This window comes from Streptomyces sp. NPDC020898, assembly GCF_044333925.1.
GTDB lineage: Bacteria > Actinomycetota > Actinomycetes > Streptomycetales > Streptomycetaceae > Streptomyces.
Genome location: NZ_JBIRRV010000028.1, coordinates 1 through 19401, shown reverse-complemented (window position 1 = coordinate 19401; position 19401 = coordinate 1). Strand labels below are relative to the sequence as shown.

The 19401-nt window shown below is 70.8% G+C and carries 18 protein-coding genes; 4 read left to right on the top strand and 14 right to left on the bottom strand.

What is annotated here, in order from left to right; all coding sequences use genetic code 11:
- Positions 1-22: 22 nt before the first annotated feature.
- From ACH4TV_RS44575 to hemL, 3 genes are all read right to left on the bottom strand, one after another.
- Positions 23-1354, bottom strand: coding sequence for a hypothetical protein (locus tag ACH4TV_RS44575; RefSeq protein WP_398407161.1), 1332 nt, complete (start codon positions 1352-1354; stop codon positions 23-25).
- Between the two features lie 175 nt (positions 1355-1529).
- Positions 1530-2255 (bottom strand): histidine phosphatase family protein, encoded by a 726-nt coding sequence (locus tag ACH4TV_RS44570; RefSeq protein WP_398407160.1) that lies wholly within the window; start codon positions 2253-2255, stop codon positions 1530-1532.
- Positions 2252-3607 carry a glutamate-1-semialdehyde 2,1-aminomutase gene (gene hemL, locus ACH4TV_RS44565; RefSeq protein ID WP_398407159.1) on the bottom strand — a complete coding sequence of 452 codons (1356 nt, stop codon included), beginning with the start codon at positions 3605-3607 and terminating at the stop codon, positions 2252-2254. Before hemL ends, ACH4TV_RS44570 begins: the two co-directional genes overlap by 4 nt.
- Before the next feature lie 571 nt (positions 3608-4178).
- On the opposite strand from hemL, the gene ACH4TV_RS44560 reads away from it, so the two are divergent.
- A complete protein-coding gene (locus tag ACH4TV_RS44560; RefSeq protein WP_019061278.1) occupies positions 4179-4616 on the top strand; it encodes a hypothetical protein in 438 nt (145 codons plus the stop codon).
- Positions 4617-4762: 146 nt separating this feature from the next.
- Here the strand turns inward: ACH4TV_RS44560 and ACH4TV_RS44555 are convergent, their stop codons facing one another.
- The 6 genes from ACH4TV_RS44555 to ACH4TV_RS44530 form a co-directional block, all read right to left on the bottom strand.
- Positions 4763-5872 (bottom strand): XdhC family protein, encoded by a 1110-nt coding sequence (locus tag ACH4TV_RS44555; RefSeq protein WP_398407157.1) that lies wholly within the window; start codon positions 5870-5872, stop codon positions 4763-4765.
- Positions 5873-6047: 175 nt separating this feature from the next.
- Entirely contained in the window at positions 6048-8243 is a 2196-nt protein-coding gene (locus ACH4TV_RS44550; protein WP_398407156.1) for a xanthine dehydrogenase family protein molybdopterin-binding subunit, read from the bottom strand.
- Positions 8240-9220 (bottom strand): FAD binding domain-containing protein, encoded by a 981-nt coding sequence (locus ACH4TV_RS44545; RefSeq protein WP_398407155.1) that lies wholly within the window; start codon positions 9218-9220, stop codon positions 8240-8242. Before ACH4TV_RS44545 ends, ACH4TV_RS44550 begins: the two co-directional genes overlap by 4 nt.
- A 12-nt stretch (positions 9221-9232) precedes the next feature.
- Positions 9233-9883 carry a (2Fe-2S)-binding protein gene (locus ACH4TV_RS44540; protein ID WP_398407154.1) on the bottom strand — a complete coding sequence of 217 codons (651 nt, stop codon included), beginning with the start codon at positions 9881-9883 and terminating at the stop codon, positions 9233-9235.
- Between the two features lie 341 nt (positions 9884-10224).
- Positions 10225-10767, bottom strand: coding sequence for a cyclophilin-like fold protein (locus ACH4TV_RS44535; protein ID WP_398407153.1), 543 nt, complete (start codon positions 10765-10767; stop codon positions 10225-10227).
- Between the two features lie 141 nt (positions 10768-10908).
- Positions 10909-11925, bottom strand: coding sequence for a zinc-dependent alcohol dehydrogenase family protein (locus tag ACH4TV_RS44530; protein ID WP_398407152.1), 1017 nt, complete (start codon positions 11923-11925; stop codon positions 10909-10911).
- Between the two features lie 226 nt (positions 11926-12151).
- On the opposite strand from ACH4TV_RS44530, the gene ACH4TV_RS44525 reads away from it, so the two are divergent.
- Positions 12152-13033, top strand: a complete 882-nt coding sequence (locus ACH4TV_RS44525) for a helix-turn-helix domain-containing protein (RefSeq protein ID WP_398407151.1) — start codon at positions 12152-12154, stop codon at positions 13031-13033.
- Positions 13034-13088: 55 nt separating this feature from the next.
- Here ACH4TV_RS44525 and ACH4TV_RS44520 read toward each other — a convergent pair whose 3' ends face one another.
- The 3 genes from ACH4TV_RS44520 to ACH4TV_RS44510 all read right to left on the bottom strand — a co-directional run bounded on the left by ACH4TV_RS44520 (position 13089) and on the right by ACH4TV_RS44510 (position 16471).
- A complete protein-coding gene (locus ACH4TV_RS44520) occupies positions 13089-14339 on the bottom strand; it encodes an MFS transporter (RefSeq protein ID WP_398407150.1) in 1251 nt (416 codons plus the stop codon).
- A 262-nt stretch (positions 14340-14601) separates the two neighbouring features.
- On the bottom strand, positions 14602-15069 hold the full coding sequence (locus ACH4TV_RS44515) for an ArsI/CadI family heavy metal resistance metalloenzyme (RefSeq protein ID WP_398407149.1): 468 nt from the start codon (positions 15067-15069) through the stop codon (positions 14602-14604).
- A 28-nt stretch (positions 15070-15097) separates the two neighbouring features.
- A complete protein-coding gene (locus ACH4TV_RS44510; RefSeq protein WP_398407233.1) occupies positions 15098-16471 on the bottom strand; it encodes an NAD(P)-binding domain-containing protein in 1374 nt (457 codons plus the stop codon).
- Between the two features lie 203 nt (positions 16472-16674).
- Between ACH4TV_RS44510 and ACH4TV_RS44505 the strand changes: the two genes are divergently transcribed.
- On the top strand, positions 16675-17046 hold the full coding sequence (locus tag ACH4TV_RS44505) for an ArsR/SmtB family transcription factor (protein ID WP_398407148.1): 372 nt from the start codon (positions 16675-16677) through the stop codon (positions 17044-17046).
- A gap of 159 nt (positions 17047-17205) precedes the next feature.
- Entirely contained in the window at positions 17206-17988 is a 783-nt protein-coding gene (locus ACH4TV_RS44500) for a TSUP family transporter (RefSeq protein ID WP_398407147.1), read from the top strand.
- 40 nt (positions 17989-18028) lie between these two features.
- Here ACH4TV_RS44500 and ACH4TV_RS44495 read toward each other — a convergent pair whose 3' ends face one another.
- Positions 18029-19090 (bottom strand): ArsO family NAD(P)H-dependent flavin-containing monooxygenase, encoded by a 1062-nt coding sequence (locus ACH4TV_RS44495; RefSeq protein ID WP_398407146.1) that lies wholly within the window; start codon positions 19088-19090, stop codon positions 18029-18031.
- Entirely contained in the window at positions 19087-19338 is a 252-nt protein-coding gene (locus ACH4TV_RS44490; RefSeq protein ID WP_398407145.1) for a DUF2180 family protein, read from the bottom strand. The genes ACH4TV_RS44495 and ACH4TV_RS44490 overlap by 4 nt, the downstream gene beginning before the upstream one ends.
- Positions 19339-19401 lie beyond the last annotated feature (63 nt).

Genomic DNA, 19401 nt, shown 5'->3' with positions numbered 1-19401 from the left:
CTTGCGGCCGCAAACCCGCATTTCAGGCGGCGTTTCCGGTCCCTGCGGTGCTGGTCGTGGTAGTCGCGCCGGTCGTGGCGGTCTGCTCGGCATCGGCGAGGAACTCCTTCCAACCGCCCACCGGCTGCTGCCCGACATCGAGGGTCCGCAGCTTTTCCAGCACCTCGGGCTTCTGTACGTCCATCCAGTCGACGTACTGCCGGAAGGAGACGAGCCGGATGTCCTCGCCCTTCTCCTTCTCCCGCGCGATGTGCTGGAGGGCTGCCTCGACGGCGTCCATGTAGATGCCGCCGTTCCACTGCTCGAAGTGGTTGCCGATGAAGAAGGGCGCCCGGTTCGTCTCGTACGCCCGCTGGAAGCCGGCGATGTAGGCGCCGGTCGCCTGCTCGCGCCAGGCCGGGTAGTTGTGGGCCGGGGCGTTGGTCGAGTTGATCGACTGGTTGGCGAGGATGTTGTAGTCCATGGACAGGACCTCGAACCGGTGGCCGGGGAAAGGTATCGCCTGGAGGGGCAGGTCCCAGACACCGTTCGTCTTCGTGGGCCACACCTGCCGGCCGCCGGGCGAGGAGGCGTCGTAGCGCCAGCCGAGCTCGCGGGCGACGGGCAGCAGGTTGTCCTGGCCGAGGAGACAGGGCGTACGCCCGCCGATGAGCTCCTTCTCGTAGTCGAAGGGGAGGGACGGCAGGTCGGTCCACCCGGTGTTGGTCCGCCACTCCTTCACGAACCCCTTGGCCTGGTCGATCTCGCTGCGCCACTGCTGGGGCGTCCAGTTGGCGACCGTGCCGTGGCCGGAGCAGAAGTGGCCGTTGAAGTGGGTGCCTATCTCGTGCCCGTCGAGCCAGGCCCGGCGGACGTTGGCGAGGGTCATCTTGACGTGCTCGTCGGTGAGGTAGCCGATGTCGGAGGCGCCGGGGGCGTTGTTCGGCGGGAGGTACTTGCGCTTCTGCGACTCGGGGAGGAGGTAGAGCCCGGAGAGGAAGAAGGTCATATGGGCGCCGTGCGTCTTGGCCAGGTCGAGGAAGCGGGGGAAGAGGCCGTTGCCGACCTCCCCGGCCCCGTCCCAGGAGAAGATCACGAACTGCGGCGGGGTCTGCCCGGCCTCCAGCGGTACGGGCCTGCCGGGCTGGTGGGGCTGCCTGCCGGTGAAGGAGGTGGAGCCGTCGCCGATCGGCCTGGCGGTGGCGGTGGGCGACGGCTTGCCGGAATGTCCGTCCGCACCGGAACCTCCGGCCCCGGTCGACCCCTCTTCCAGGACGGTCCCGCAGCCGGCGGTACCGAGAGCGGCGGCGGCCCCGAGGCCGAGGCCCAGAGCGCCCCGCCGGCTGTAGCCGCCCACACCGTTCTTGCTGTGCATGACATCCCCATTCGCCGTACCCGCTGGTCACCCAGTGAGAGGGCACGGCGAACAAGGAGGTTCCTCCCGGTCTTACGCACTTCGGAACAATTGCAACAGCTGTGTCACCAATGACTGAAGTGACGGAATTTTCCGAAGTGTTGGTTGAGTAAGCGACGGCCGTCGAATATGCGGCTCAGGCCCCGAACGCCTTGTCCTTCCCCTTCACCGGCCTGGCGCCGGCGAGGAGATGGGCGGGGACGAGGTCGCGGGCGGGCTCGGTGTACCCGACGGACACGATCTTGTCGCCGCGGTACGTGAAGGTGGTCAGGGAAGCGAGCGTGCACTGCCGCTTGCGGGGGTCGTGCCAGAGCCGCCGCCGCTCGACGTACGACCGCACGATCCAGATCGGCAGCTGGTGACTGACGAGCACGGCCTCGTGCCCACGGGCGGCGTCCTTGGCGGCGTCGAGCGCCCCCATCATCCGTACGACCTGGTCGACGTACGGCTCCCCCCAGGACGGCTTGAACGGGTTGACGAGGTGCTTCCAGTTCTCGGGGCGCTTCAGGGCGCCGTCCCCGACCCCGAAGGTCTTCCCCTGGAACACGTTCTCGGCCTCCAGGAGCCGCGCGTCGGAGGCGAGGTCGAGCCCGTGCGCCTTGGCAATGGGCGTCGCGGTCTCCTGCGCCCGCTCCAGCGGGGAGGCACCGACGTGCGTGATGTCCCGGGGCGCGAGGTACTCGGCGACCCGGTCGGCCATCCGCCGGCCCAGCTCGGAGAGGTGGTATCCGGCCAGTCTCCCGTACAACACCCCGTCGGGGTTGGCGACTTCACCGTGCCGCATGAGATGGACGACGGTGATGTCGCTGTGGGAGTCGTCGGCCCCGCTGGCCCCGTTGGTCCTGTTGCTGTTGTCGCTCATGCTGCTGTGGCCTCCGCCGCCGCACGGGCCGCCGCCGGAAGGGCGTCGGCGATTTTCTGGATGGCCCGCTCGTCGTGCGCGGTGGAGACGAACCAGGACTCGAAGGACGAGGGCGGGAGATAGACGCCGTTCGCCAGCAGGGAATGGAAGAACGCGGTGAAGCGGAACGACTCCTGCGCCTTGGCGCCCTCGTAGTCGCGGACCGCCCGGTCGGTGAAGAACACGGAGAACATGTTGGAGGCGCTCTGCACGGTGTGCGCGACGCCCTCCTTGCTCAGCGCGTCGCCGACCAGCCCCTGGATCTGCGTGGACACGGCGTCGACGGTGTCGTACGCGGCCTGGTCCAGCAGCCGTAGCTGGGCGAGCCCGGCAGCGGTGGCGACGGGGTTACCGGAGAGGGTGCCGGCCTGGTAGACGGGCCCGGCGGGAGCGAGGTGCGCCATGACGTCGGCGCGCCCGCCGAACGCGGCGGCGGGGAACCCCCCGCCCATGACCTTCCCGAAGGTCATGAGGTCGGGCCGGACGCCATCAATGCCGTACCAGCCACTGCGACTGGTCCGGAACCCGGTCATGACCTCGTCGGAGACGTACAGCGCGCCATTGGCGGCACAAGCGTCCTTGAGCCCCTGATTGAAGCCGGGCAGCGGCGGTACGACGCCCATGTTGCCCGGGGAGGCCTCGGTGATCAGGCAGGCGATCTCGCCGGGGTGTGCGGCGAAGGCCGCGTGTACGGCGTCGAGGTCGTTGTAGGGGAGCACGATGGTGTCGGCGGCCTGGGCACCGGTGACACCGGGGGTGTCGGGCAGCGCGAAGGTGGCGACTCCTGAGCCGGCAGCGGCAAGGAGGGAATCGACGTGACCGTGATAACACCCGGCGAACTTGATCACCTTGGCGCGCCGGGTGAACCCCCGGGCGAGCCTGATCGCCGACATCGTGGCCTCGGTCCCGCTGGACACGAGCCGCACCTGCTCAAGGGGCCCGATGCGGTCGACCATCTCCTCAGCGAGCGCGACCTCCCCCTCCCCCGGCGTACCGAAGGAGGTGCCGCGCGAGACGGCGTCCTGGACGGCGGCGATGACCTCGGGACGGGAGTGCCCGAGGATCATGGGCCCCCAGGAACAGACGAGATCGACGTACTCACGCCCGTCGGCGTCGATGAGATACGGGCCACTTCCCGACACCATGAACCGGGGCGTCCCGCCCACGGCACGGAAGGCACGCACCGGCGAGTTGACCCCGCCGGGTGTGACGGCCGTCGCACGGTCGAAGAGGCCCTGCGAGACGGGCGCTTCGTATGAATAGGGCAACCCACTCGCCGTTCCGCCGGCTGCCCCGCTTGACGTTTCGCTCATGACCTGCGACTTCTCCGACTTCTCGGACTCCGGTTGCCACTGACCCCCTCAGGGTAGGCGGCCGGACGGCGGGGCGTCGGCCCCACCCGTCTGCGAAACTGGGACCGAACACACACGAAGACAGACGAAGACAGACCGAGACACACAGCACATCGAGCCGTACATACGGACGATGGGCGGACGATGGCGTTCAGAGGCTGCGAAGATCCTGCGGACAGGTGTTTCAACGCACGTTTCGGCGGGCGGACGTGGGGGAGGTCACTGACACGATGATCGGGTTGCGCGACGGGGCTCGCGCGTCCTAGAACAGCAGTCGGGTGGAGATATGCATCGCGGTGGCGGACTGGGCGAGGGGACTGACGACCTGGGTCCTCGACGTGCCCGGCGGGGAAGGCACCGACGCGACGTGGAGGAAGCGGCAGCGGCAGAAGCGGCACGGCAGGCACAGGCCCCGGGCATGGGTCCTGTGCAGGGAATGGGTCCTGTCCAGGGCCTGGGATCGAACAGTGTGCCCGAGAGCGTCGACCGGAGGGTCGAGCGGCTCCGGGCAGCGAGTGGGAACGGTGGTCGGGTGGGGGTGACGTACAAATACTTCGGCGCGCCGGACGGCGCCACGGCAGCCCGCGTCCCGATCTCGATGCGCCCCGAGGAACTCGGCGGCGACGAACTCGGCATGAACGGCATGTTCACCAAGATCAAGCCCGAAACGATGGCCGCGATGGTCCTCACGGGCATCGAGGGCGTGCCTCTCAACAAGGTGCCCCCGCTGGAACTGGTCGTCCTGCATCCCGACTACGCGGTCGTGAAACTCCCGATGACCGTCGTCGACCCGCTACGGGGCATCGGCGAGGAAGCGGTGGGGGCGGCGGCTTTCATCTGGTCGACGGTGCCGGACCGGGGCGGGCCCCGGGATGCGTTCAATGTGTACCAACTGCTGCATGAATGGCAGGACTTCAGCCATCGGTTGCATGAGGCGGGGCATCAGCCGTACTGCCTTGTCTGGCCGTGAGGTGAGGTTTTGCTGGTAGCGCGGGCGGGGTCTTCGGGCCTCGCCCTTTTTCATGCCCCCGGAGGGGGTGTCGGGCGGCCAGTGCAAGCCCGTGGACCTCTGCGCAACCCAGGCTCGATGTGAAACGAGGGCAAAGGTCATCCGGCCTACCGGTGGATCGGGCCGGTGATCCGGATCAGGGGCCGGCCCGTGCCCTGGTTGGCGTGGGCGATGATCTCCGCGGTGATGGAGACGGCGGTTTCCTCGGGGGTGCGGGCTCCGAGGTCGAGGCCGATCGGGGAACGGAGCCGAGCCAATCGGTCTTTCGGCACGCCCTGCTCGCGCAGGAGGCGCAGGCGCTCGTCGTGGGTGCGTCGGGAGCCCATGGCGCCCACGTAGGCGACGGGCAGGTCCAGGGCCAGGCGCAGCAGCGGGATGTCGAACTTGGCGTCGTGGGTGAGGACGCAGACGGCGGTGCGGGAGTCCACGGCCGTCTGTGACAGGTAGCGGTGGGGCCAGTCGACGACGACCTCGTCGGCGTGCGGGAAGCGCGCCGTGGAAGCAAAGACAGGGCGGGCGTCGCACACGGTGACCCGGTAGCCGAGGAAGCGGCCGGCCTGGCTGAGGGCGGCGGCGAAGTCGACGGCGCCGAAGATCAGCATGCGGGGGCGGGACGCGTGGACGTGGACGAGGACGGTCAGCGGTTCGGGGCAGCCGTCCCCGTTTCCGCCGACCGTGACACGGGTGGTGCGCCCGGCCCGCAGCAGGGCCCGCGCCTCCTCGGCCACCAGCTTGCCCGTCGGCCCGCCGTCCAGGGCGCCGCCGGAGGTCACGCCGCCGTCGGCGCGGACGCTCAGGGTGGAGCCGATGAGCTCGCCGGGGCCGGCCACCACCTGGGCCACGGCAGCGGGTCGGCCGGCCACGATGTCGGCGAGGGCTGCGGTGAGGGGCGGTTGTGCCTCGGGGGCGAGGTGCTGGACGAGGACGTCGAGTTCGCCGCCGCAGGTCAGGCCGACCGCGAAGGCGTCGTCGTCGGAGTAGCCGAACCAGGCGCGTTGCGGGGCGCCTTGGTCGCTGAGCACCTGTCGGCACAGTTCGTAGACCGCGCCTTCGACGCAGCCGCCGGAGATGCTGCCGACCGCGTTTCCGTCCTCGTCCACCGCCACCGACGTACCGACCGGCAGCGGTGCGCTGCCGGTGACGTCGACGACGGTGGCCAGGGCGAAGGGGCGTGCCTCGCGGCACCAGCGGTGCAGTGTGTCCGCGATGTTCAGCATGGGTCGTTCTCCGGGTCCTTCGGGCAAGAGGTGAGGGGCCGCCACCGTGTCACGGGGGAGTGTCGTCACGCGGCGGCGGCCCTGGAAGGTCCGGCAGCCTGACGAGGGGACCGACTGCCGGACGAGGACGAAGTGCCCGGGCCGCTGCCGCCGTGCAGCGGCCCGGGCACGCGGCTCAGAGCAACGCCTCGGCGGTGATGGGCAGTTCACGGACCCGGCGGCCCGTGGCGTTGAAGACCGCGTTGCCGATCGCGGCCGCCACACCCACCTGGACGACCTCGCCGAGCCCCTTCACCCCCAGCGCGTTGCCCGAGTTGTCCTCACCATCCAGGAAGATCGCCCTGACCTCGGGCACATCGGCGTTCACGGGGACGAGATAGTCGGCGAGGTTGGCGTTGACGATCCGGCCGTCGCGGTGGTCGGTGACCGTGTGCTCCAGCAGGGCTGTGCCGATGCCGCCCACGATGCCGCCGAACGCCTGGCTCTCGGCCAGCTTGGGGCTGATGATGCGGCCCGCGTCGTACACCCCGAGCATCCGCCGTACCCGTACCAGGCCGAGGGTCGCGTCGACGGCGACCTCGGCGAAGGTGGCGTTGTAGGCGTGGTAGGAGTCCCGTTGGGGCGTCGGTGGCCCGGTGTAGGTGCCGTGTGCTTCCAGGTGGGAGCGGTCGTGGCGGGCCAGCAAGCTGCGGTACGTCTCACCGCGCGCCGGGGTGTCTCGCGCATGCAGGCGCCCGTTGCGCACGACGACCTCGCCGGCCGGCACTCCGTACAGAGGTGATTCGCGGTCCGCGACAGCCAGTTCGACCGCCTGGCGCCGCACTTGGTCGCAGGCGTCGACGACGGCGGTGCCGACGCTGGCCATGGTCGCCGAGCCGCCGTGCGGGCCGGTCGGCGGGTACAGGGAGTCGCCGAGCCGGAAGGTGACCGTACGCATGGTCAGCCCGAGCGCGTCGGCGGCGACCTGGGTCTGGGAGGTGTAGGTGCCCGGCCCCATGTCCGTGGTGGCCGCCTCGACCACGGCGGTGCCGTCGGCATCGAGGCGGGCCCGGGCCTGGGCGGGGAAACGTCCGGGATCGTAGACCCCGGCGGCCATGCCCAGGCCGACCAGCCAGTTCCCGTCCCGCGTGGAGCGCGGCTTCGGGTTGCGGCGGTTCCAGCCGAACTCCCGGGCACCGACCGTGTAGCACTCACGCAGCCGCCGGGTCGAGAACGGCAGGTTGTTCGACTCGTCCTCGGACGGTTCGTTGCGCCGACGCAGCTCGATCGGGTCGAGGCCGAGCCGGTGGGCGAGCTCATCCATCGCCGACTCGATCACGAACGACGCCGACGCGAAGCCCGGGCCGCGCATCCAGATCGGCGTGTTCACGTCCAGCGGCACCTGCCGGTACGCCTGGCTGACGTTCGGCATGCTGTACAGCATCTGCCCCGCGCCCATGACGGCCTCGGTGAACGTCTCGTACGACGAGGTCTCCGCGTCGATGTCGTGGATCGCGGCGGACAGCCGGCCGCGCCGGTCGCTGCCGAGACGCAGCCGGTAGGCGTAGGCGGGCCGGAAGCCAGTGCCGAAGTACATCTGGCGGCGGTCGAGCACGAGCTTGACCGGGCGGTTCGTCTCCCGCGCGGCCAGGGCGGCGACGATCGTGTGCGGCCAGCAGCGCAGCCCGCTGCCGAAACCGCCGCCGACGAAGGGGTTGATGACCCGCACCGATGCCGCCGGCAGGTTGAACACAGCGGCGATCTCGTCGCGGGTGCCCATCACCCACTGGGTCTTGTCCCAGACGGTGACCTTGTCGCCGTCCCAGCGGGCGATCGTGGCGTGCGGTTCCATCGGGTTGTGGTGGTTGCGCGCCAACTGGTAGGTCAGGTCCAGGCGTACGGCCGCGTCGCGCAGCCCGGCATCCGCGTCGCCGCGCGCGTAGGGCGTCGGTTCGCCCGGTGCGGCCTCGTGCAGGTCGGTCGAGGACTGTTCGGCGTCGTACTCGACCTTGACCAGGCTCGCGCCGTGCTGCGCGGCCTCCAACGTGGTCGCCACCACGACGGCGACCGGCTGGCCGTGGAAGAGCACCCGGTCGTCCTGGAAGATCCGCAGCCTGCGCCCGGGGAGATTGTTCGACCCCGGGTTGTCGCGGTACGGCAGCTTCGGCGCGTTGCGGTGGCTGATCACCCGCAACACCCCAGGGTGCTGTTCGGCGTCACGGGCGTCGACGGAGGTGATGCGGCCGCGCCCGATGCTCGCGTCGACGATCACGGCGTGCACCGCCCCGTCCACGTCGCTCTCGGCGGCGTACAGCGCCTTGCCGGTGACCTTCAGCCGTCCGTCGACGCGGGACAGCGGGGCACCGACGGCTGCCTGCGGCTGGGGGCTCACTTCATACCTCCTACGGTGCGCAGCTGGCGTTCCACAGTCCGGTTCAGAAGCTCGACCTTGAACCGGTTGTGCTGAAGGGGACGGGCGCCGTCGGCCGCGTGCCCGGCGGCCTCGGCCCACAGGCGGTCCGAGGGACGCTCGCCGATGAGGGCCTGCTCGACGGCGGGCAGCTTCCACGGCACCGTGCCCACTCCCCCGGCGGCGACCTTCGCCTCCTGGATCACCCCGCCGCGTACGTGCAGCGCCACGGCCGCCGACGTCAGGGCGAACTCGTAGGACTGGCGGTCGCGCACCTTCAGGTAGCCGGACCTCAGCGGGCGCGGAAGCGCCGGGATCTCAACCGCTGTGATCAACTCGCCCTGCCGGAGGGCCTGTTCGCGGTTCGGAGTGTCGCCGGGCCTGAGGAGGAAGTCCGCGAAGGGGATACGGCGTTCCCCGTCCGGGCCCAGCAGGTGGACGGCCGCCTCCAGCGCCGCGAAGGCCACGGCGGCATCGGAGGGATGGGTGGCCACGCAGGAGTCGGAGGTGCCCAGGATCGCGTGGGTGCGGTTGACGCCGCCCCGCGCCGCGCAACCGGCGCCCGGTTCACGCTTGTTGCAGTCGGCGCTCACGTCACGGAAGTAGGTGCAGCGGGTGCGCTGCATGATGTTGCCGCCGATGGTCGCCATGTTCCGCAGCTGGGCGGAGGCGCTCAGTTCCAGCGCCTGGGAGATGACGGGGTACAGCGAGCGCACCTTGGGGTGGGCGGCGGCCTCGGCCATCCGCACCAGCGCGCCGATGCGCAGGCCACCGCGCTCGGTGACCCTGACCTCACGCATCGGCAGGTCACTGATGTCGACCAGGGTCCCAGGACGCTCGACGGTCTCCCGCATCAGGTCGACGAGGGTCGTGCCGCCGGCGATGTAACGGCCGCCGCTGCGGCCTGCGTTGAGGGCCTCACCGGTGTTCGCGGCCTTCGTGAAGGAGAAGGGATGCATGTCGGCGGTTCCTCACTTCCGGCCGGCGGTCTGCTGGACCGCCCGCACGATTTTCACGTAGCAGCCGCAGCGGCAGATGTTGCCGCTCATCCACTCCCGGATCTCCTCGGCGGTGTCCGTGTGCCCCTCCTTGATGCAGCCCACCCCGGACATGATCTGGCCGGGGGTGCAGTAGCCGCACTGGAAGGCGTCCTCGTCGACGAACGCCTGCTGGAGCGGGTGGAGTTGGTCCCCGTCGGCCAGGCCCTCGATCGTGGTGACCTCGGCGCCCTCAAGGCGCACCGCCAGCGTCAGACAGGAGTTGACCCGCTGCCCGTCGACCAGGACCGTGCACGCCCCACAAGCCCCGGCGTTGCAGCCCTTCTTCGAACCGGTCAGCCCCAGATGCTCACGCAACAGGTCAAGCAGCGACGTGCGGTTGTCGACCGTCACGGTCCGGCGGGTGCCGTTGACCGCCAGCGAGACCCGGCTGGACGGCGGCCCCTCGGCGGCAGTTGCCTCGTCCGGGCCGGCGAGGGAGGACCCTCCGATCACTCCGCCCGCGACGACAGCGCCACCGACCGCGGTACTGGTGGCGATGAAGGTGCGCCGACTGGGCGCCGGGGAGGACTCGCCGGCTCCGGGGGAAGGTGGAACGGCAGGCTCAGAGAGTTCAGTGGACATACGTACGCCTTCGTATCGCGGACGGATCGGCCGTACACAGAGCGGGACGGGAGAGCGGATCGTCGTCACCGCGGGGAACCGGGCAACCGCGCGCTTCGGCAGCGGCGACTGGTCACCTCGGGAGTCTGGCACCACCGGCAACGCGCGTGGCAGGGAGACTTTCCTCCCCCTTACGCTCCGTCAGGAGCGGGTGGCCGACACCATCGGGGGCACTTTCGCGCGAGGCCCGTACGCGGATCCGGGCTCGGGTCAGCGCTGCGAGAGCACCTGCGCGGGTTCGTCGCCTCGTACGCGCGTGGGAGGGCCGCGCTGGGAAATCGAGGGATGAGTGATCGGGCCGGTCAGGGCGCGGCTTCGATGGTGATCTCGTCGGCGGTGGCGAGCTGCTCGGTGCCGCCGTCGGCCATGTGCCCGAGGAGGACCAGGCCGGCCGCGTAGGGGGCGTCGCGGTAGTAGGTGGCGAGCTGGTTCCAGGGCGCGTAGTACGCCAGGTCACCGACCTCGGGGTCGGCGCCTTCCGGCGCGCCGGAGGTGGACAGCTCTCGCGGCAGGTCGGCGATCTTCTCGGCCTCGTTGAGGTCGCGCAACGACAGGGTGAGCGGGAGCTGGGCGGCGAGGTCACGGGCGGTGGCGCTGTCGTTCAGGGTGGCTGAGATGTGGCGGCCGTTGAGCGTGAGGCGGATGTTCATGGCGGTGGTCCTGCCGGGCGAGGTGGTGGTGGCGGCCGGAGTTGCCGAAGTCTGAGCCGATGCGGGCTCGGAGGAGGAAGGGGAAGAGGAGGACGGGGAGGAGGACGGGGAATCGTTGGCGCAGGCGGTCGCGACCAGCAGGAGGGCGGCGGCCGGGGCCACGCGGAGGAGGGCGCGAAGGCGTGTCGGGTTCACGGGGTCGTCCTGAGGCTGTCCGGCAGGGGCTCGGCCGTCGTCATGGTGAGTCCTTGGGTGAGTGAGGGGGGTTCCGGTCCGGGCCGCCCCGCCTCCTGGGCGCGGCCTCCGGGTGTGGACGCCCCTGCGCTCAGGGCTTGTTCAGGGCTTGAGGAGGGCCTTGATGGCGCGGCGCTCGTCCATCGCCCTGTAGCCCTCGGCGACCTGGTCCAGCGGCAGGGTGAGGTCGAAGACCCTGCCCGGGTTGATCCGGCCGGACAGGACGCGGTCGACAAGATCGGGCAGGTAGCGGCGTACGGGTGCGGGGCCGCCGCGCAGGCCGACGTGGGAGAAGAACAGCTCCTGGCCGTCGATCGCCACGTCGTGCGGGACGCCGACGAAGCCGACGTTGCCGCCGGGCCGAGTGGAGTGCAGGGCCTGTCGCATCGACTCGGCGGTGCCGACGCACTCCAGGACGGAGTCCGCGCCGATGCCGTCGGTGAGGTCCTTGACGCGGGCGATGCCTTCCTCGCCGCGCTCGGCGACGATGTCGGTGGCACCGAACTCCACTGCCAGCTTCTGCCGGGACTCATGACGGCTCATGGCGATGATGCGTTCGGCCCCCAGCTCCTTGGCGGCGATGACACCGCACAGGCCGACCGCTCCGTCACCGACGACCACTGCCGTCGAGCCGGGCTTCACCTCGGCGGCGAGGGCGGCGTACCAGCCGGTGCCCATCACGTCGGAGACGGCGAGCAGGCCGGGAACGAGCTCGGCGCCCGGGTGTTCGTGGGTGGCGACGAGGGTGCCGTGGGCGTTGGGGATACGGACGTAGTCGGCCTGGCAGGTGGACATGAACTCGCGGTGCAGACAGTTGGACTGCCAGCCGTTGCGGCAGTTGACGCAGGTGTTGTCCGAGGTGGCGAAGGAGCCGACCACGAACTGGCCCGGCTTGACGTCGGCCACCTCGCTGCCGACCTCCTCGACGATGCCGACGTACTCGTGGCCCATCGGGTGCGGGTCACCGATGGGTTCCGCGCCGCGGTAGGGCCACAGGTCGGAGCCGCACACGCAGGTGGCGACCGTGCGGATCACCGCGTCGGTGGGGTTGATGATCTTCGGGTCGTCGAGGTTCTCGAAGCGCACGTCGCCAGGGGCGTAGATGACTGCTCCGCGCATGGGGATGCTTCCTTCGGTGCGAGGGTCGGTGGTCGGTGGTCGGTGAGCCGCAGCCGGTGACCGTAGTCGGTAATCGGTAATCGGTAATCGCAATCCGTGATCGCGATCGGCTGCTCGATATCGAGCCTCACACGCGGGGGCAGGCACGAAAAGCGGAGGAATTCATCCTGGGAAGGGAACATCCAGGGAGTAAATTCTCCCCCCTTCCCCTGGTGCGACCGGTGTCATGCTGGGAAGCATGACCGCCAACGCTCCCCTCAATGAGCTGGGAGAATTCCTCAAAAAGCGCCGCTCCGAGCTGAGCCCCCGCACGGTCGGACTGCCCGAGACCGGCACGTCCCGCCGGGTGGCCGGGCTGCGCCGCGAGGAGGTCGCCCAGCTCGCCAGCATCAGCACCGACTACTACACCCGGCTCGAACAGGGCCGCATGCAGGCATCGGCGCCCGTGCTGGACGTGCTCGCCCAGGTGCTCCATCTGGATGACGACGAGCGGGGCTACCTCTTCCAGCTCGCGGGCAAGACCACCACCCGCACCCGGCCGCGCAGCAGGCAGAAGGTCCAGCCGCAGCTGCAGCGCGTCCTGGACGACCTCACCGCGACCCCGGCCATCGTGCAGGGCCGGCGCGGAGACATCCTCGCCTGGAACGCGCTGGCCGCCGCGCTGGTCACCGACTTCTCCCGGGTCGCGGAAAAGCACCGCAATTACCCGCGGATCATCTTCACGGATCCGGCGATGCGCACCCTGTACGCGGACTGGAACACCTCCGCCCACATCGCCGTGGCACAGTTGCGGATGGAAGCCGCGAAGTATCCCCAGGATCCTCGTCTGATCGAGCTGGTCGGTGAACTGTCCCTGCGGGACAAGCAGTTCGCCCAGTGGTGGGGCGATCACCGCGTCGCGGCGCGCACGGTGGGCACGAAGACCCTCAACCATCCGGTCGTCGGTGAGCTCGTCCTGGACTGGGACACCCTCACCGCCAACACCGATCCCGACCAGCACCTGACCGTCTGGACCGCCGCACCCGGCTCCCCCACCCACGAACGGCTACGGATCCTCTCCTCCTGGGCCGCCGACCAGAACCTGCCGGCCTCCTCCCCCCTCCGCTGACCGCGCCGGGCCTGGCCGCCGCTGCGGGAGCGACCGGTGGATCGGTTCCTCGTCTTCAGGCCATGGGCCCATGGCCTGTCTCGACCGGCTGATCCGCGTTCGTTCCTGTCCTGGGAAGCGGTACGGCGGAACGGGTGGCGCGCATCAGCGCGAGTGCGGTCAGCGGTACGAGGGTGAGTGCGGCAGCCAGCGCGCCGACCAGCGGTGGCCCCGCCTGCCGCAGGGACGAGGTCAGGGCGACGCCCGCCAATCCGGAGCCGATGGCGATCCCCACGTTGGACGCCGAACTGCCCAGCGCGGAGGCCAGCGTGGGCGCGGAACCTGCGAAGCGCATGATCAGCGCGCCGAGCACCGGGGCCGCGACAAAGCCCGTCACCCCCATGACCGTCACCAGCACCACGGTTGCCACCGGGCTCGTGGAGAAGAACACCAGCAGGAACAGGACCAGCGTGCTCGCGGCGGCGGCCGTGATGAGCGTGGCGAGCGGCCGACGGTCACCCAGGCGTCCGCCGACCGTGGTGCCCATCAGGGCGCCCAGACCGTAACCGGTCAGGACCAGGGGCACCGCCCCTGCGGGAATCCCGGCGCGCTCGGTGAGCAGGGGCGAGATGTAGGTGTACGTCGCCAGAACACCTCCCAGGAGCAGGGCGGTGGCGCTCAGCACCAGCCAGAGCCGGCCCTGACGCAGCACGGCGAACTCGGCCCGCACGGAGCGCCTCTCGCGCCGCTCCTCGTCAGGAATGAACCGGCCGATGACCGCCGCGGCACCGGCCGACAGGGCGGCCAGCACCCAGAACGGCCCTCGCCAGTCCGACACCTGGCCCAGCCACGAGCCCAGCGGTACACCGGCGACATTGGCCAGGGTCATTCCCCCCAGCAGCAGGCCCAGGGCCCGCGAAGTCGACGCGGGCCCCGCCGCGGTCGTCGCCACCACAGCCCCGACGCACCAGAAGGCACCCGTGGCCAGTGCGGTCACCAACCGGGCCGCGAGCACGACCGCGAAGGACGAACTGAGCGCGGCGACCACATGGCCGACGGCGAAGACGACGAGCGCGAGAACCAGTGTGGACCGCCGCGGCAGGCGCAGCGTCGCGATCGCCATCACCGGCGCCCCGACGATCATGCCCGCCGCGAACGTCGTGATCAGCAGGCCGGCATGGGCCACGCTGACGCCCAGATCGTCGCCGATCTCGGGCAGCAGGCCCGCGATGACGAATTCGGTGGTGCCCATCAGAAAGGTCCCGGCGGCGAGCACCAGAACGACAAAAGGAAGCTTGCTGGAGCGATCGCGGGTCGAGAGTGACATGTGGCGGAGTTCTCTTCCAGAGCGGAGTGCGACGACCCCCGAGCAGTACGGACGCCGCACAGCCTCGCACCGGATATCCGTCCTGTGAGGAGGAGGAATCTCTCCCTTGCCGAACATGGGGAACTGACATATCCGCAGCCCCTGTCCTAGCCCCTGCACTCCCTCAGCTTCGGCCTCGGGCCACAGCTCACGCGCGCGAGGCCGCGACCGGTCCCCTGTTCCGGTCGCGGCCTCGCTGGTGTGGAGGTCGGTCGTCGGCGGATCAGCAGCAGCCGCCCGCGGTGGCCGGTTCCTTCGAGGCGGTGTCGGCCTCGGCCGGGGCGGCGCAGCAGGTGCTGTCCTGTTGCTTGGCGAGGGAGTCGGCGTCGGCCTTGACGACGTAGACCTCCCAGGGTTCCTGGCCGGGGCCGTGGACCCAGACCTTGTCCTGGAGTGCGTAACAACAGGTGGTGTCGTTCTCCACGTCGGTGGGCAGGCCGGCCTCGCCCAGGCGGGCGGTGGCGGCGTGGACCGCCTCGGTCGTCTCGACCTCGACGCCGAGGTGGTCCATGCGGGTCTCCTCGTCCGCCGTTCCTTCGATCAGGACGAGCTTGAGCGGGGGCTCGGTGATGGCGAAGTTGGCGTAACCGTCGCGGAGTTTGGCGGGCTCGGTGTTGAAGAGCTTGCTGTAGAAGGCGATGGATGCGGCGAGGTCGGGGACGCGGAGGGCGAGCTGTACTCGGGATGTCATGACGAATCTCCTTGTGTGGATGGGGAGTTCAGCAGGCGCCGGATGCGGTTACAGGGGTGCCGGTGCCGATCTGCAGGGTGGCCGGGGCGGCGCAGCAGCCGCCGCCGGTCTGCTCGGTGTTCTCCGGCTCGTCGAAGAGGCCCGCGCCGCCGCATACGCCCGTCTCCGGGAGGGTGAGTTCGACGCGCTCGGCGGCCTCCTGGTCCCCGGCGAGGGCGGCGGCGATGGAGCGGACCTGCTCGTAGCCGGTCATGGCGAGGAACGTGGGCGCGCGGCCGTAGGACTTCATGCCGACCAGGTAGACGCCCTGCTCCGGGTGGGAGAGCTCGTTCACGCCGTGCGGGTAGACCGTGCCGCAGGAGTGCAGGTTCGGGTCGATGAGGGGGGCCAGGGCCGTCGGGGCCTGGAGGCGTTCGTCGAGGCCGAGGCGGAGTTCGGAGAGGAAGGACAGGTCGGGGCGGAAGCCGGTCAGGACGATCACCTCGTCGACCGGGTCCGGACGGCGGCCGTCCTCGGCGACGAGGACGAGTCGGTCGCCGTCGCGTTCCACAGCCTGTGTACGGAAACCGGTGACCGCACTCGCGTGCCCGGCCTCGACGGCTGCCTTGGCGCGCAGGCCCAGGGCGCCGCGCGCGGGCAGCTCGTCCGCCTCGCCGCCGCCGTACGTGCTCGCGCCGATGCCGCGGCGCAGAATCCACGCGGCGTGGGTCCCGTCCTCTTCCTTGGCGAGATCGGCGAGGTACGCGAGGGCGGTGAAGGCGGAGGCGCCGGAGCCGATGACAGCGGTGCGCCTGCCCGCGTACCGGGCGCGTACGGCCGGGTCGTTCAGGTCGGGGACCTGGTAGGAGATGCGCTCGGCTGCCCCGCTCTCGCCGAGGGCGGGCAGGCCGTCGGCGCCCATCGGGCTGGGGGTCGACCAGGTGCCGGAGGCGTCGATGACGGCGCGGGCGGTGAGCCGCTCCTCGTGGCCGTCGGGGAACCGGAGGTGCACGGTGAAGGGCTGCTCGTCGCGGCCGGAGTCGACGATGCGGTCACGTCCGGCGCGGGCGACGCCGGTGACCGTGGCGCCGTAGCGGATCTTGTCGCCGAGGAGGTCGGCGAGCGGCTGCAGGTACTGCTCGGCCCAGTCGCCGCCGGTGGGGTAGGCGGTGGCGTCGGGGCGGACCCAGCCGGTCGGGGCGAGGAGCTTCTCGGCGGCCGGGTCGACGACCTCGCCCCAGGTGGAGAACAGCCGGACGTGCGACCAGGCCCGTACGGCGGTGCCGGCTGACGGCCCGGACTCCAGGACGAGCGGTTCGAGGCCGCGCTCGACCAGGCGGGCGGCGGCGGCCAGGCCGATCGGGCCGGCTCCGACGACCACGACGGGCAGCTGGTCGGTGGTGGGCACGGTGGTGATGGACACGGCCACGAGATTCCCCTTTTGTTTCGACGTTCATCGATGGCTTGTGCGGCCCAGCATGGCACCTGTATCGATGAGCGTCAACATAGACATTCATCGAACTAAATAAAGGGCGCGCCCCCTTCACGGATGAGGGCTGCGGTCCGTGGCACTGGAGGCGACGGAGGCCCTCGCCCCACTGGTTCGACATGTGTCAACATAGATGCATGTCGAACACGAGGGTGCTGCCGCTGCTGGACGCCGATGAGGCCGGGGCGTCGTGCTGCCCGCCGCTGACGGAACGCCCCTTCACCGCGGAGGAGGCCGAGACGGCCGCGCGGATGTTCAAGGCGCTCGGCGACCCGGTGCGGCTGCGCCTGTTCTCCGCCGTGGCCTCGCACGAGGGCGGTGAGGCGTGCGTGTGCGACATCTCCGATGTCGGAGTGTCCCAGCCGACCGTGTCCCATCACCTGAAGAAGCTCAAGGAGGCCGGCCTGCTCAGCTCCGAGCGGCGCGGCACGTGGGTGTACTACCGGGTCGAGCCGTCGGTGCTGGCCGCGATGGGCATGCTGCTGACCGTCGCGCCGGCCGCGGCCTGACCACCGCGAACAGCACACGGACGGGACAGCTCGGCAGGTACCGCTCGATGGGCGAAGACCCCGGGCCCACATGAACATCTCGTTGCAGACCGCCCCGCTGCCCTCCGGGGCGCCGATACTGGCCAGTCGATCGACGAGGCAGGGAACGCGGGGGCGGCGGTGGACTGGACGGTGCCGGGAGGGCTCGTCGCCGGCCTGCTGATCGCGACCGTGACCGCTCCGGTCGGCGTGTCCGGAGCGGTGTTCCTCCTCCCGGTCCAGCTGAGCGTCTTCGGTGTGCCCAACCCGGCCGTCACTCCGACCAACCTGCTGTTCAACGTCGTCGCCGGACCTGGCGCCCTGTGGCGCTACCGCAACGACGGCGCCCTGCACGGCGACCTCGCCCGACGCCTGGTGCTGGGCACGCTGCCCGGCGTCGTCATCGGCGCCGCCATCCGCGTCTTCGCCCTCCCCGGCCCGGACGTCTTCCGGCTCCTGATCGCCACCCTGCTGCTGCCCCTTGGCCTCTGGCTGTGCCTGCGCACCCTCGCCCCGGCCCACCGGCAGCCCCCCGCACGCGAGTTGACCCCGCACACGCTCACCGGCCTCGCCCTGGCGGTCGGCATCGTCGGCGGCATCTACGGCATCGGCGGGGGCTCGCTCCTCGGCCCGATCCTCGCCGGACGCGGCCTGCCCGTCGCACGCGTCGCCCCGGCCGCGCTCGCCGCCACATTCGCCACCTCCGTCGTCGGCGCCGCCGCTTACGCGGTGCTGGCGCTGGTCCATGCCGGAGACGTCGCCCCCGAATGGTGGCTCGGGCTGGCCTGCGGCACCGGCGGCTTGATCGGCGGCTATCTCGGCGCCCGCCTCCAACCCCGCATGCCCGAACGAGCCCTGCGGATGCTGCTCGGCACCCTCGCGACAGCACTCGGTGCCCTGTACGCCGCCCAGACCCTGATCTGAGCCCTGAGGTGGGACAGGCGCGGGTCTGCTGCCGGGCCCTCTACGCGAGCAAGGACGCGATGTCGCGGGCGGCCTCACGGGCAGGACGTCCGACCCCGATGAGGGTGGCGGAGGCGGGGCCGGTCCAGTCGCCGTAGCCGAGCAGGTGCAGACGCGGCTCGTCCACAGCGCGCGTGCCTGTCGTGGCGATGTGGCCGCGTCGGCCTCGGAGTTCGAGCGGGGCAAGGTGGGAGAGGGCCGGCCGAAAACCCGTGCACCAGATGACCGTGTCCGCTTCGGCCCGGGTGCCGTCGGCCCATTCGACGCCGCCGGGGACGAGGCGGCTGAACATCGGGGCGGCTTTCAGCAGTCCGCGGTCGCGGGCTTCCCGCACCGGCGGTACGGCGACGATGTCACCGAGCGAGGCGACGCCTCCCGTGTCGGTGCGGCCCTCGTCGAGGGCCCGGCGGCGGGCGGAGGCGGCATCGAAGAGGGCCCGGCCGTCGATGTCGTCGGCCAGATAGAGCGGCGGGCGCTGGGTGACCCACGTCAGCTGGGTGTCGTATGCGAGGTCGGCGGCGATCTGGGCGCCGGAGTTGCCTCCGCCGACCACGACGACGCGGCGGCCGGTGAAGTCCTGCGGTCGCCGGTACGCGACGGTGTGCAACTGCTGTCCGCCGAAGTCGGCCCGGCCGGATACGGCGGGGAGGAAGGGGCGCCACCAGGTGCCGGTCGCGCTGATCACAGCTTCGGTGTGCCAGGTGCCGGAATCGGTCTCCACCCGGAGGAGCCCGCTCTCGCGGTGCACCCCGGAGACGCGTACCGGTCGCTCGATGGGCAGCTCGTAGCGTTTTCCGTAGTCCCGCAGGTAGGCCACCACATGCCCGGCGTCCGGATACTCCTGGCCCGCCTGCGGCGGCATGAGCCGCCCAGGCAGGGAGGAGAACGCCGCCGGGGAGAACAGGTGGAGCGAGTCCCAGGTGTGCTGCCAGGCACCACCGGGCGTGGACTGGGCGTCGAGGATGACGAAGTCCACGCCGAGGCGGCGCAGGTGGTAGCCGGCGGCGAGGCCGGACTGGCCGCCGCCGACGATCACCACCGGCGTGCGCCGGGCGCTCGTCATGAGGTGCGGACCGTGTGGGCGGTCTGCGGGCAGCACACCGCGTGGGCGCGGTGCGCCGCCGCGCACGTGCCGCACAGCAGCCGCCGCATCGGCGGCTCGGTGGCCACCGGGCGGGAGACCGGCTTCGTACAGGTGAGGAGCTGCTCGGAGACCTCGGAGTGAACAGGGCACACGGCCGCACCGCACTGCGCGCAGACACCGATCGCGGCGACCTGCGCCCCGATGCCGGAGCAGTCCAGGCAGTGCATCAGCGGGCTCCCCCCACGGTGGTCAGGTCGGAGGAGGCGAACTTCCTGCGCCAGGCCAGAGCG